The organism is Streptococcus sp. 'group B', from assembly GCF_002073795.1.
GTDB classification, from domain to species: Bacteria; Bacillota; Bacilli; order Lactobacillales; family Streptococcaceae; genus Streptococcus; species Streptococcus agalactiae.
Genome location: NZ_CP020432.1, coordinates 1,405,420 through 1,418,198, shown reverse-complemented (window position 1 = coordinate 1,418,198; position 12,779 = coordinate 1,405,420). Strand labels below are relative to the sequence as shown.

11 protein-coding genes, 3 tRNA genes and 1 riboswitch are annotated in these 12,779 nt (G+C 35.7%); of the genes, 9 read left to right on the top strand and 5 right to left on the bottom strand.

Annotated elements, in window-relative coordinates; translation table 11 throughout:
• The first annotated feature begins 4 nt into the window (after positions 1 to 4).
• The 6 genes from A6J68_RS07530 to A6J68_RS07505 all read left to right on the top strand — a co-directional run bounded on the left by A6J68_RS07530 (position 5) and on the right by A6J68_RS07505 (position 3,030).
• Complete coding sequence (locus tag A6J68_RS07530) at positions 5 to 1,027, top strand: branched-chain amino acid aminotransferase (RefSeq protein WP_000217780.1); 1,023 nt, start codon at positions 5 to 7, stop codon at positions 1,025 to 1,027.
• Positions 1,028 to 1,109: 82 nt separating this feature from the next.
• Positions 1,110 to 1,340, top strand: a complete 231-nt coding sequence (locus tag A6J68_RS07525) for a DUF2969 domain-containing protein (RefSeq protein WP_000037096.1) — start codon at positions 1,110 to 1,112, stop codon at positions 1,338 to 1,340.
• Between the two features lie 60 nt (positions 1,341 to 1,400).
• A tRNA-Tyr gene (locus tag A6J68_RS07520) sits at positions 1,401 to 1,481 on the top strand.
• Positions 1,482 to 1,486: 5 nt separating this feature from the next.
• Positions 1,487 to 1,558 (top strand) — tRNA-Gln (locus A6J68_RS07515).
• 125 nt (positions 1,559 to 1,683) lie between these two features.
• On the top strand, positions 1,684 to 2,886 hold the full coding sequence (rpsA, locus tag A6J68_RS07510) for a 30S ribosomal protein S1 (RefSeq protein WP_001001614.1): 1,203 nt from the start codon (positions 1,684 to 1,686) through the stop codon (positions 2,884 to 2,886).
• Between the two features lie 72 nt (positions 2,887 to 2,958).
• Positions 2,959 to 3,030 (top strand) — tRNA-Arg (locus tag A6J68_RS07505).
• A 268-nt stretch (positions 3,031 to 3,298) separates the two neighbouring features.
• On the opposite strand, the gene A6J68_RS07500 is transcribed toward A6J68_RS07505, so the two are convergent.
• The 5 genes from A6J68_RS07500 to A6J68_RS07480 form a co-directional block, all read right to left on the bottom strand.
• On the bottom strand, positions 3,299 to 3,922 hold the full coding sequence (locus A6J68_RS07500) for a DUF3862 domain-containing protein (protein ID WP_000612517.1): 624 nt from the start codon (positions 3,920 to 3,922) through the stop codon (positions 3,299 to 3,301).
• A 68-nt stretch (positions 3,923 to 3,990) separates the two neighbouring features.
• The gene (locus A6J68_RS07495) at positions 3,991 to 4,686 is read right to left on the bottom strand and encodes an LrgB family protein (RefSeq protein WP_000224247.1); all 696 of its coding nucleotides are present in this window, start codon (positions 4,684 to 4,686) and stop codon (positions 3,991 to 3,993) included.
• The gene (locus A6J68_RS07490; RefSeq protein ID WP_000781330.1) at positions 4,667 to 5,059 is read right to left on the bottom strand and encodes a CidA/LrgA family protein; all 393 of its coding nucleotides are present in this window, start codon (positions 5,057 to 5,059) and stop codon (positions 4,667 to 4,669) included. Before A6J68_RS07490 ends, A6J68_RS07495 begins: the two co-directional genes overlap by 20 nt.
• Positions 5,060 to 5,217: 158 nt before the next feature.
• Positions 5,218 to 6,453: a cation diffusion facilitator family transporter gene (locus A6J68_RS07485; protein WP_000235896.1), complete on the bottom strand. Its 1,236-nt coding sequence runs from the start codon at positions 6,451 to 6,453 to the stop codon at positions 5,218 to 5,220.
• 63 nt (positions 6,454 to 6,516) lie between these two features.
• Positions 6,517 to 7,863 carry an alanine/glycine:cation symporter family protein gene (locus A6J68_RS07480; protein WP_000956724.1) on the bottom strand — a complete coding sequence of 449 codons (1,347 nt, stop codon included), beginning with the start codon at positions 7,861 to 7,863 and terminating at the stop codon, positions 6,517 to 6,519.
• A gap of 156 nt (positions 7,864 to 8,019) precedes the next feature.
• Positions 8,020 to 8,152: riboswitch (glycine riboswitch) on the bottom strand.
• Between the two features lie 307 nt (positions 8,153 to 8,459).
• Here A6J68_RS07480 and A6J68_RS07475 point away from each other — a divergent pair.
• The 3 genes from A6J68_RS07475 to pcrA all read left to right on the top strand — a co-directional run bounded on the left by A6J68_RS07475 (position 8,460) and on the right by pcrA (position 12,689).
• The gene (locus A6J68_RS07475) at positions 8,460 to 9,785 is read left to right on the top strand and encodes a uracil-xanthine permease family protein (protein ID WP_000174081.1); all 1,326 of its coding nucleotides are present in this window, start codon (positions 8,460 to 8,462) and stop codon (positions 9,783 to 9,785) included.
• Between the two features lie 132 nt (positions 9,786 to 9,917).
• Positions 9,918 to 10,304, top strand: a complete 387-nt coding sequence (locus A6J68_RS07470) for a PaaI family thioesterase (RefSeq protein WP_000671265.1) — start codon at positions 9,918 to 9,920, stop codon at positions 10,302 to 10,304.
• A gap of 105 nt (positions 10,305 to 10,409) precedes the next feature.
• Complete coding sequence (gene pcrA, locus A6J68_RS07465) at positions 10,410 to 12,689, top strand: DNA helicase PcrA (protein WP_001068637.1); 2,280 nt, start codon at positions 10,410 to 10,412, stop codon at positions 12,687 to 12,689.
• Positions 12,690 to 12,779 lie beyond the last annotated feature (90 nt).

Here is a 12,779-nt window from a genome sequence, read left to right as displayed (position 1 = left end):
CCTTATGACAGTAAATTTAGATTGGGATAATTTAGGTTTTGCTTACAGAAAATTACCATTCCGATACATTTCGCATTTTAAAGATGGGAAATGGGATGATGGCAAGTTGACAGATGATGCAACGCTACATATTTCAGAAAGTTCTCCTGCCCTCCACTATGGGCAACAAGCTTTTGAAGGATTGAAAGCTTATAGAACTAAAGATGGCTCTATTCAGTTATTTCGTCCAGATCAAAATGCAGAACGACTTCAAAGAACAGCAGATCGTCTTTTAATGCCACATGTTCCGACAGACAAATTTATTGCAGCGGTTAAATCTGTTGTACGCGCTAATGAGGAGTTTGTTCCACCGTATGGTACAGGGGCAACATTATACATTCGTCCCTTATTAATTGGTGTGGGAGATATTATTGGAGTTAAACCTGCTGAAGAATATATTTTTACGGTATTTGCAATGCCAGTAGGTAGTTATTTTAAAGGTGGTTTAACACCAACTAACTTTATTGTTTCCAAAGAATATGATAGAGCAGCACCGAATGGTACAGGAGCTGCAAAAGTTGGTGGTAACTATGCTGCTAGTCTTCTTCCTGGGAAATACGCTCATGAGAAACAATTTTCAGATGTTATCTATCTTGATCCAGCGACACATACTAAAATTGAAGAGGTTGGAGCAGCTAATTTCTTTGGAATTACTAAAGATAATCAGTTTATCACCCCTTTGAGTCCTTCAATTTTACCTTCAATTACTAAATATTCATTGCTTTACCTTGCTAAAGAAAGGTTTGGTATGGAAGCGATTGAAGGAGATGTCTTTGTCGACGAATTAGATAAATTCACAGAAGCTGGCGCATGTGGTACAGCCGCAGTTATTTCACCAATTGGAGGAATTCAAAACGGAGATGACTTCCATGTCTTCTACAGTGAGACAGAAGTTGGTCCAGCGACACGTAAACTATATGATGAGTTAGTAGGGATCCAGTTTGGTGATGTTGAAGCACCAGAAGGGTGGATTTATAAAGTAGATTAAGTCTATACTAAAAGCTTGCTCTTGCAAGCTTTTAGTATTTTGTGTACAATAAAAAACAATAAAAGAGATATTGGAGTTAATAGTGAGTAAAAAAGATAAGAAAATTGAAATTCAAATTTTAGACGCTCAAGTAACAGTTAATGGAACTAAGGTTGATGGATACCAACTCGTTATTGGAAAAAAAATTGTAGGTCAAATTGCAGAGCTAGATTCTAAATTTGCTGTGATTAAAGGTGAGCAAGTGAGTGGATTCTATAAAAATTTAGATCAAGCTATGGGAAATATTATTGAAGAATATAATCTTAATCGCTAATATTTATTTAAAAAGCTTGCGTGCTAACAACATCTGTGGTAGAATAGTCAGTGTTGTTACGGAAAGATAGCGAAGAGGCTAAACGTGGCGGACTGTAAATCCGCTCCTTCGGGTTCGGGGGTTCGAATCCCTCTCTTTCCATTATTTGGGGTATAGCCAAGCGGTAAGGCAAGGGACTTTGACTCCCTCATGCGTTGGTTCGAATCCAGCTACCCCAGTCAAAGGTATCAAACTTTTGTTTGACACCGTCAAAGAGATATTTGTTGTCCTTGCGGGTTACCTTGAGAAAATATATTGTTATCAAAAGCTAGCTCGGCTAGCTTTTGTTGGAGGATTTTTTAGAATGAATGAATTTGAAGATTTGCTAAACAGTGTTAGCGAAGTGAATCCTGGTGACGTTGTCACTGCGGAAGTTTTAACAGTTGATAACGGTCAAGCAAACGTTGTTATCGATGGTACTGGTGTTGAAGGTGTCTTGACACTTCGTGAATTGACTAACGATCGTGATGCTGATATCAATGATTTTGTTAAAGCTGGCGACACAGTTGAAGTACTTGTTCTTCGTCAAGTTGTAGGTAAAGATACTGATACAGTAACTTTCCTTGTATCTAAAAAACGCTTGGAAGCTCGTAAAGCATGGGACAAACTTGTTGGTCGTGAAGGTGAAGTTGTTACTGTTAAAGGTACACGTGCTGTTAAAGGCGGACTTTCAGTTGAATTTGAAGGACTTCGTGGTTTCATCCCAGCTTCAATGATTGATACTCGTTTTGTACGTAACACTGAAAAATTTGTTGGACAAGAATTTGATGCTAAAATCAAAGAAGTTGATGCAGCAGAAAATCGCTTCATCCTTTCACGTCGTGAAGTTGTTGAAGAATCAGCAGCTGCTGCACGTAAAGAAGTTTTCTCAAACATTGAAGTAGGTTCAGTTGTAACTGGTAAAGTTGCTCGTTTAACAAGCTTTGGTGCTTTCATTGACCTTGGTGGTGTTGATGGACTTGTACACGTAACTGAATTATCACATGAGCGCAATGTTTCACCTAAATCAGTTGTAACTGTTGGTGAAGAAGTTGAAGTTAAAGTACTTTCAATTGATGAAGAAGCTGGTCGTGTATCACTTTCACTTAAAGCAACTACACCTGGCCCATGGGATGGCGTTGAACAAAAACTTGCTGCTGGTGATGTTATTGAAGGTAAAGTAAAACGCTTGACTGACTTTGGTGCTTTTGTTGAAGTGTTACCTGGCATTGATGGACTTGTACACATTTCACAAATTTCACACAAACGTGTTGAAAATCCTAAAGACGTATTATCTGCAGGACAAGAAGTTACTGTTAAAGTTCTTGAAGTTAATTCAGATGCAGAACGTGTATCACTTTCAATGAAAGCTCTTGAAGAGCGTCCAGCGCAAGCAGAAGGTGAAAAAGAAGAAAAACGTCAATCACGTCCACGTCGTCCACGTCGTCAAGAAAAACGCGACTATGAGCTTCCAGAAACACAAACTGGATTCTCTATGGCTGACTTATTCGGTGATATTGAATTATAATAATTAAAAGACTTGCTAAAGCAAGTCTTTTTGTTTTTGTTGATAAAGTATGCTATAATGTAACATGTACTACCATCTTTAGTGTAATGGATATCACACAAGATTCCGGTTCTTGGGATAGGGGTTCGATTCCCTTAAGATGGATAATAGATGCTCCATAAAGCTTTATGTTATAGGCTTTATATTAGTTTATCTCCAACCTTGCCTCACAGACTGATTCTCCTCATTTCTGATAAGTAAAACTAGGGTTGACAAATAAGGGAGAATCAGTTTGAAATCTGTGTAAGTTAGTATCATAATTAGTTAGTATGACCATTAAGGGGCTAAGTTAAGGTACTAAGATTAAACCATTGTGTAATAAAATGTTTCTAATAAGTAATTAAGGTATTAATAAAAAGGCGTTAATGCCTTTTTATTTTAAACCATGCTGTTGTTTGTTAGTGAGTTTATCATTTTCAAATGTAAGGTTAATTCCCGGGTCACTGTCTGACGACTGGATGCCACTAATCCATGCAGCCTGTAGTTCCTCTTTATCTGAAGAAACTGCTTGAGAAATATCATCAGGTTCTCCTAGAAGTTCTTTTACTTTATTGTATGACATGCCATTTTTTAAACTATTATAATCTTTTGTTGTGATGTTGGCATCACGAATAAACTTAAAATTACTAATTGAACGAACAATGCTACTATCGTTTAATAATTGTATAGTGATGGAGATATCATCGACATTCCAACGATAGCCTTTAAGAGTGACATTTCCCGCTGGTGTATCAAATTTTTCATTTGGTTCGCCACCAAATAATTGTTTTAATTCAGCGAGACTAGTGCCTCCTTTAAAGTTATTTGCTTTAACCCCTAACTTTACTTTATTAAATTTCAAACGTAATTCTTCGTGGTCAGCTTTGATATTTTTATGTTGTGATACATTTGATTTTGAAGTAGAGGTTTGCTGAGTATTTGAAGAAGAGCATGCTGTTAAACCCAAAAATGAGAGACAGACAATCGTTCCAACAGTTATTTTTTTTAACGGTATCATAATTATTTATCCTAAATTCTATTTTTAAATATTATAACATAATTATTTTGGGTTTACTTTTCTTTTCCTCATTTCAATATTAAGCCTGCAACTAAAGGACTGACAATAACATAGCAAATTCCTGTGATACCAATTGCTAGTCCAGCCATGGCGCCTTGAACTTGGCCATATTTTAAGGCTTGTCCAGTTCCTATAGCATGCCCAGTTCCTCCTAGCGCGAGCCCTATAGCAACAGGATCTTCTATTTTTAATAATTTTAGAAAAATAGGCCCCAAAACGCTTGTTAAGATGCCTGTAATAACAACTACGACCAGAGTGATAGTAGCTAATCCACCTGCTTTACTTGTAATTCCAACGGCCATAGCTGTAGTTACGGACTTTGGGAAAAGTGAGATTGCTAAGAAATATTTCATACCAAAAAACTTAGCAACTATTGCGGTAAAAACTGTGTTGATAACAGAAGCTAAGATGATGCTAATGCTAATACTTTTAATGTGATGCTTCATTAAATGAAAGGTTCTATAGAGAGGAATAGCCAATACAACCGTTGAAGGCGTAATTAACATCGTTAGAAATGAACCACCATTGTAGTAATCTTTATAGGAGATATGTGTTAATTTTAAAAAAGCAATTAATAAAATAGTCGCCAAAAGAAGTGGAGTTGTTGCAGGGGAAGGATATTTTCTAAAAATCCTTATGCCAATGTAATACGCCCATACGGTTAACATAATACCAAAGATAGGGTTATTCGTTAAAGTTGCCATTTTTACCTCCAATTTCTGGATAATCTCCTTCATATCTCTTTTTGATCCATTGGGATACCAGTCCAATAGTTAGAATATTGAGAAATAGCGCTCCTAAGATAATGATAGCTATCCCAAAAAGATAGGGCTTTATGTCTTGAAAGTGCTCCATCAGTCCAACTGCTGGTGGTAAAAATAAAATGGTCATATTTGCTAATAGAAAATTCCCCACAGTATCAATATGCCTGAGCCTGATGATTTTGTATTTTAACGCTAGGAATAGTAATATTAATCCAATAATACTACCTGGTATAGGTAAGTTGAATATAGTAGATAGAACCTCACCAGCGAATGAAAAGGTTAAAATAACCATTAATTGAACGTATAATTTCATGAAAAACTCCTTCCATTATAGTCTACTACTCTGAAAGTAATTTTCAAGGCTATGAAACGTTTACATAAAAACAAATTAAAAAGACGGAGATTCTTCTCAATCTTTTTAATTTGTTTTTGTAAGCTATTTTTATCAAGAGTAACTGATTAAATAGTATATTAATCAAGGGAAGTGATTTGATATCGTCTCGTTTTATACGGACTTGACTTGGCAGTTATTTGATGGTAGATTAAGAACCATTTTTCATTACGGCGCCAAATACTAGTATGTCGTTTACCTTCCAATTCATAAGACACAAGTTTTGTTTTTTGACTAATTGATTTTACATTGAAATATTTAAAGTTGCTTGCCAATGAATGATTTGTAGCATTAGTAAGCATGTCAGAAGTGATAATATTTCCCTTTTCATTAATCATATAAAAGTCAGGGCTAATAAAAGTCTCATAACCGGGGATTTTTGCTAGGATGATTTTTTCGTTTTTGTATAATTTTTGGTAAACATTATCGAAAATTTCGTCTTCTGGGATAGAAGCGGGTTCTACATGAATATCTATGTCATATACAGAAAATTTATCACTGAGTAGTTTTTCCACTTTTTCGGTAATGGCATGACTTTCAAAGACTGAGAGATCAGGGTTCATTTCGAGAACAATATCAAGGTAAATATTACTACCGTAAGTACGTCCACGTTGAGATTTTACAGCGGATATTTTAGGAATTGTTAATATAGCTTTTTCGTATTGTTTTAATTGATAATCATCGAAACCATCCGATAAGCTGAAAGCAGATTCTATAAAAATATCATAAGCTGTTTTAAGAATAAAATAAGTAATAATGATAGCAGCTAAACGATCAATAATAGGAAAATTTAGAGAAGCCGCAATGATAGCAATAGATGTGCCGATAGATGTCACAGCATCAGAAAGGTTATCTTTAGAAGCTGCAACCAGAGCGCTAGACTTTACTCTTTGAGATAATTGTTTATTATAGAAACAAACGCCAAGCATAACAAGAGCAGATATAGCACCTACTATAGCACCTAGAGGATCAATGTTAGTATCAGTATTATTAATAATCTTAGTGACAGTTTGAATAAAAACTTGAATACCTACGACAAACATGATAAAAGAGGTAATCAGGCTTGCTAAATCTTCAATTTTCCAGTGACCAAAACGATGGTTTGAGTCGGCTGGTTGACTAGCCAAGTGTAAACCAATTAAGAGTGCTACATTTCCTAAGATATCAGATAAGTTATTAAATCCATCTGCTACAAGTGAAGTAGCATCAAACCAATAACCTGCAGCTAATTTAGCGACTGCCAGTGTTATATAGGCAATGATACTAATAATAGGCCCTCTTTTTGCAAGTTGTAAGTTTTCAGTAGAAGTTGCCATTTTCCTAATTTCCTTTCATCTACACATTATATCACTTAGGAGCAGACTATAAAACTAGTAAGTTCAAGGCTTAGTGATATTTTTAGTCTCTGAAAAATATTTCTGTGTTTCTTTAACAATAATTGGTGACAAAGCTAGGAGAGCTATTAGATTTGGTAAAGCCATTAAACCATTAACGATATCAGCGATAACCCAAATGAGATCGAGCTGTAAGAAACCACCTAAGCCGACCATAATGACAAAAATAATGCGATAAGCGTTAATAAATTTAGTCCCCAATAGATATTCAAAGCAACGCTCTCCGTAGTAGCTCCATCCTAAAATAGTAGTAAAAGCAAATAAGACAAGGCAGAAGGTTAGGGCAAAACTACCTAGTGAGCCAAATACGGTATTAAAAGATGCTTGTGTTAACGGAGCACCCTGTAAATCAAATTCTAGCCATTTTCCTGTAACTAAAATTGCAATCCCTGTCAAAGTACAAATAACAATAGTGTCAATGAAGGTTCCTGTCATTGAAATAAGCCCTTGTTCAACAGGTTCTTTTGTTTTAGCTGCTGCTGCAGCTATTGGAGCAGAACCCAATCCAGATTCATTTGAGAAAACTCCTCTAGCAATTCCCTTTTGAATTGCTTCTTTAACGATAGCTCCAGAAAAACCACCAATGGCTGCTGTCCCAGAAAAAGCACCGCTAAAGATGAGTTGGAAAGTATGTGGAATCTTATTGTAATTAACTGCAATAATAATCAGAGTTGCTAAAATATAGCTTATAGCCATAAAAGGCACTATTTTTTCTGAAACTTTTGAAATAGATTTTATACCTCCAAATATAATAAATAATACTATAACAGCAAGAATGAGGCTGGTAAATCTAGTTGATATTTTGAAAGTATGCTCAAGAGAAGAGGCAATTGCATTGACTTGAGTGAATGTCCCTATTCCTAAAAGAGCTACTAAGATACCTGCTGCAGAAAAAAAGACTGCTAATGGTTTCCATTTTTGTCCCATTCCATTGACAATGTAGTACATTGGTCCCCCAGAAATTTCTCCATTAGTATCTTTTGTGCGATATTTGATAGCTAATAATCCTTCTGCGTATTTTGTTGCCATTCCAAAAAAGGCGGCTACCCACATCCAAAACAAAGCTCCTGGTCCTCCAGATTTAATAGCCGTAGCCACACCAACGATATTACCTGTCCCTACCGTTGCAGCAAGAGCAGTTGCAAGAGCAGCATAACTTGAAATATCTCCTTGTCCATTATCTTCTCGGAAAATCAATTTGAAAGCTCTAGAAAGTTGTCTCAATTGAACAAAACCTAAGCGAAATGATAGGTAAATACCTGTTCCGACTAATAAAGCAAGTAAAGGTGGACCCCAAACGAAGCTATTGATATGAGTAAAAAGTGTTAGCATATGTTCTCCTTTGATACATGACATACCTATGGATTCTGTAATGAAACGAAAGAAGTTATCTCTAAAAGAGATAACTTCTGAAAGATGCTAGCTAAAAAGCGCACAAATAAAGGTAGTAGTAAACTTAATAAGCTTACTACTCATTATTAATATTGGCTTTTAGCTTCTGTCCTTTTGCCTGAGAGATTGGAGGAGTTGTTTTACTCTTCTTGCCCCTTCGGCGCCTAGAGCACATCTTGGTGTCAATACAAAGATGTTGCTACTTATAGGTCTCTCCAGAAGTCCGTCTGTCAATCAGTCCTGTCTTAAGACACCTGAGAGTGTAATTCCTTCGGCGAAAGTCTAACTTTCTTCTCCTGAATGACGTCATTCGGTATATTTTATTATGTTAACTATCATAATGAAAAAGCATAGTTTTGTCAATATAGTTTCAAAAAACTCTTGTTTTCTAAAATGTCTTATGCTATAATTCTTTCAGCGTAGGTTTTTAAACTCATCCCGTGAGGTGAGAAAAACATCAGGAAAAAAATAAAGCCTATGACTATATTGCTATAGAAAGTGGGCTTTTTTGTATGCCCAAGAGGACTAGTTTAGATATGACTTTAAATGCTAAAGGTGAAAGTAATCAAATTCTAGTAGATAAGGAAGTACATTCTACTAACTTATTACTAGATATCGATGAAAAACCAGAATTATTTCAAGGTTTGCTTTTAAGTTTTCAACATGTTTTTGCCATGTTTGGAGCTACGATATTAGTTCCGCTTATTTTAGGGATGCCTGTATCAGTGGCTTTATTTGCTTCTGGTTGCGGAACGCTCATTTATCAAGTTGCGACAAAATTTAAAGTCCCTGTTTATCTAGGCTCATCATTTGCTTATATTACAGCTATGGCATTAGCCATGAAACAAATGCATGGCGATATTTCGGCTGCTCAAACAGGTATTCTTTTTGTAGGTCTAATCTATGTCGTTGTGGCGACGGTTATTAAGTTCGTAGGAAATTCATGGGTTGATAAGATTTTGCCACCAATAATCATTGGACCTATGATTATTGTTATTGGTTTAGGTTTGGCAAACTCTGCTGTAACTAATGCAGGTTTTGTCGCTAAAGGTGATTGGCGTAAAATGCTAGTTGCTGTTGTTACATTCTTGATTGCAGCTTTTATCAATACTAAAGGGAAAGGTTTTATCAAGATTATTCCATTTTTATTTGCAATTATTGGAGGTTATATTTTATCAATCATTCTTGGCTTGGTAGATTTATCTCCAGTTGAAAAAGCTGCCTGGTTTGAATTACCAAAATTCTATTTACCGTTTAAGACAGGTTTATTTCACAGTTATAAACTTTACTTTGGACCAGAAATGCTTGCAATTCTTCCAATCTCAATTGTAACGATTGCTGAAAATATCGGTGATCATACAGTTTTAGGTCAGATTTGTGGGCGTAACTTTCTAAAAAAACCAGGTTTAAATCGTCTTTTAATTGGAGATGGTTTAGCAACCGCATTTTCTGCTCTTATAGGAGGGCCAGCTGAAACTACTTATGGTGAAAATACAGGTGTTATTGGCATGACGCGTATAGCTTCTGTAACGGTTATTCGTAATGCAGCTTTTATTGCAATCGCTTTTTCATTCTTTGGTAAATTTACAGCTTTGATCTCTACAATTCCTAGTGCAGTACTTGGTGGAATGGCTATATTACTTTATGGTGTTATTGCAAGTAATGGATTAAAAGTGTTGATTGAAAATCGTGTCAATTTTGCTGAGGTTCGTAATCTGATTATTGCCAGTTCCATGTTAGTTTTAGGCCTCGGTGGAGCAGTCCTTGATCTAGGTGCTCTAACTTTATCAGGAACAGCATTAAGTGCTATAGTGGGTATTATATTAAATTTAATATTGCCAAAAGAAAGCATGAAATCATAACAAAAGAGCTCAGAGTATCTGAGCTCTTTTGTTATGATAGATCAGTTAAAAACTTTAAAATAAAAACGTTTACAGTTATGGTTTCCTTATTTTCTGCTATAATGGTCATAGAAAAAGTGAGGTTATAGTAGAATGAAATTCAATTTAGAACAAGTAAAAGTATTTGAGAATTACGAAATTGAAAACTGGGAAGAAGGTCAAGTTACCTTAACAACGAAGGTCGTTGACTCTTCGCTCAACTATTATGGTAATGCTCATGGTGGTTATTTGTTTACACTGTGTGATCAAGTCAGTGGTTTAGTTGCTATTTCAACAGGATATGAAGCGGTAACTCTACAATCAAATATCAACTATTTGAGGGCAGGCCGATTAGATGATCTGCTTACTGTCATCGGTACTTGTGTTCATAATGGTCGTACTACAAAAGTCGTTGATGTTCACATTAAAAATCAGAAAGACGAAATGGTTACAACTGCTATTTTTACAATGTTTGTAACTGGAGAGAGAAAAGAGAAGTAAAAAAGGTAGGAGTTAGACAGCGTCTGTTTAACTCCTTTTTCTATTGGGAAAAAGATGAAAAAATGATATACTAGAGAGGCAATTTTGACAAAATTAGGAGTAGAAATGAATCCTTTAATAATTGGAATGAATGATAAACAAGCAGAAGCGGTACAAACGACAGACGGACCGCTTTTGATTATGGCAGGAGCTGGCTCTGGAAAAACACGTGTTCTGACTCATCGTATTGCTTATTTAATAGATGAAAAATATGTTAATCCTTGGAATATTTTAGCGATTACTTTTACTAATAAAGCAGCGCGTGAAATGCGTGAACGTGCTATCGCCTTGAATCCAGCTACCCAAGATACTTTGATTGCAACTTTTCATAGTATGTGTGTTCGTATTTTACGTCGTGAAGCTGATTATATTGGATATAATCGTAACTTTACAATCGTTGATCCAGGTGAGCAGCGTACTTTAATGAAGCGAATCATTAAGCAATTAAATTTGGACACAAAAAAGTGGAATGAACGTTCAATTTTAGGTACAATCTCTAATGCTAAAAATGACCTTCTTGATGAAATTGCATATGAGAAGCAAGCCGGAGATATGTATACACAGGTAATTGCTAAATGCTATAAAGCTTATCAAGAGGAATTACGTAGAAGTGAGGCCATGGATTTCGATGACTTGATTATGATGACACTTCGATTATTTGATCAGAATAAAGATGTTTTGGCCTATTACCAACAGAGGTATCAATATATCCATGTAGACGAGTATCAAGATACTAACCACGCTCAATACCAATTAGTTAAGTTATTAGCTTCGCGTTTCAAAAATATTTGTGTTGTTGGTGATGCCGATCAATCCATTTATGGATGGCGTGGAGCTGATATGCAAAATATTCTTGATTTTGAAAAGGACTATCCGCAAGCCAAAGTTGTATTATTAGAAGAAAATTATCGATCAACTAAGAAAATACTTCAAGCTGCTAATAATGTGATCAATCATAATAAAAATCGCCGTCCTAAAAAATTATGGACTCAAAATGATGAAGGTGAGCAAATTGTATATCATAGAGCTAACAACGAGCAAGAAGAAGCCGTTTTTGTAGCGTCAACTATTGATAACATCGTTCGAGAACAAGGAAAAAATTTCAAAGATTTTGCCGTTCTTTATCGTACGAATGCGCAATCTCGTACTATTGAGGAAGCACTTTTAAAATCCAATATTCCATATACAATGGTTGGTGGAACAAAATTCTATAGTCGTAAAGAAATTCGAGATGTTATTGCTTATCTCAATATCCTTGCAAATACTTCTGATAATATTTCTTTTGAGCGGATTGTAAATGAACCTAAAAGAGGGGTGGGGCCAGGAACTTTAGAAAAAATACGGTCATTTGCCTATGAACAGAACATGTCTCTTCTTGATTCCTCTTCAAATGTCATGATATCGCCCTTAAAAGGGAAGGCTGCTCAAGCTGTTTGGGATTTAGCTAATCTGATTTTGACTCTACGTAGTAAGCTAGATAGTTTAACTGTAACGGAGATTACAGAAAACCTACTGGATAAGACAGGATATCTAGAAGCACTTCAAGTTCAAAATACATTAGAAAGTCAAGCGCGTATTGAAAATATTGAAGAATTCTTATCAGTGACTAAAAATTTTGACGATAACCCAGAGATTACAGTAGAGGGTGAAACTGGTTTAGATCGTCTATCGCGTTTTTTAAATGATTTAGCTTTAATAGCAGATACTGATGATAGCGCCACTGAAACGGCTGAAGTCACTTTAATGACATTACATGCTGCCAAGGGTCTAGAATTTCCAGTTGTTTTCTTAATCGGTATGGAAGAAGGAGTATTTCCTTTATCGCGTGCAATAGAGGATGCTGATGAATTAGAAGAAGAGCGTCGTTTAGCTTATGTCGGGATTACGAGAGCAGAACAAATACTTTTCCTTACCAATGCTAATACCCGTACTTTATTTGGTAAAACTAGTTATAATAGACCAACCCGTTTTATACGTGAGATTGATGATGAGCTGATACAACATCAAGGGTTGGCTCGACCAGTTAATTCTTCATTTGGTGTGAAATATTCAAAAGAACAGCCTACACAATTTGGTCAAGGAATGAGTCTTCAACAAGCGCTTCAGGCACGTAAAAGTAATTCACAACCTCAAGTAACTGCCCAACTCCAGGCTCTTAACGCGAACAATAGCCATGAGACATCATGGGAGATTGGTGATGTTGCAACTCATAAAAAATGGGGGGACGGTACGGTGCTTGAAGTTTCAGGTAGCGGAAAGACTCAAGAGTTAAAAATAAATTTTCCAGGTATTGGGTTAAAGAAATTATTAGCGAGTGTCGCTCCTATTAGTAAAAAGGAAAACTAACTTTCTTCTATTATATGCTTAAATAATCAGAGACTAAGAATTGTATTCTTAGTCTTTTTGCATCATTTGAATAGACAAAATAAGTTATCA

Coding starts and splice junctions, on each gene's coding strand:
- pcrA (WP_001068637.1), top strand. CDS start 10,410: ATGAATCCTTTAATAATTGGAATGAATGATAAACAAGCAGAAGCGGTA.
- A6J68_RS07490 (WP_000781330.1), bottom strand. CDS start 5,059: ATGAAATTATACGTTCAATTAATGGTTATTTTAACCTTTTCATTCGCT.
- A6J68_RS07470 (WP_000671265.1), top strand. CDS start 9,918: ATGAAATTCAATTTAGAACAAGTAAAAGTATTTGAGAATTACGAAATT.
- A6J68_RS07530 (WP_000217780.1), top strand. CDS start 5: ATGACAGTAAATTTAGATTGGGATAATTTAGGTTTTGCTTACAGAAAA.
- A6J68_RS07475 (WP_000174081.1), top strand. CDS start 8,460: ATGACTTTAAATGCTAAAGGTGAAAGTAATCAAATTCTAGTAGATAAG.
- A6J68_RS07480 (WP_000956724.1), bottom strand. CDS start 7,863: ATGCTAACACTTTTTACTCATATCAATAGCTTCGTTTGGGGTCCACCT.
- A6J68_RS07500 (WP_000612517.1), bottom strand. CDS start 3,922: ATGATACCGTTAAAAAAAATAACTGTTGGAACGATTGTCTGTCTCTCA.
- A6J68_RS07495 (WP_000224247.1), bottom strand. CDS start 4,686: ATGGCAACTTTAACGAATAACCCTATCTTTGGTATTATGTTAACCGTA.
- A6J68_RS07485 (WP_000235896.1), bottom strand. CDS start 6,453: ATGGCAACTTCTACTGAAAACTTACAACTTGCAAAAAGAGGGCCTATT.
- rpsA (WP_001001614.1), top strand. CDS start 1,684: ATGAATGAATTTGAAGATTTGCTAAACAGTGTTAGCGAAGTGAATCCT.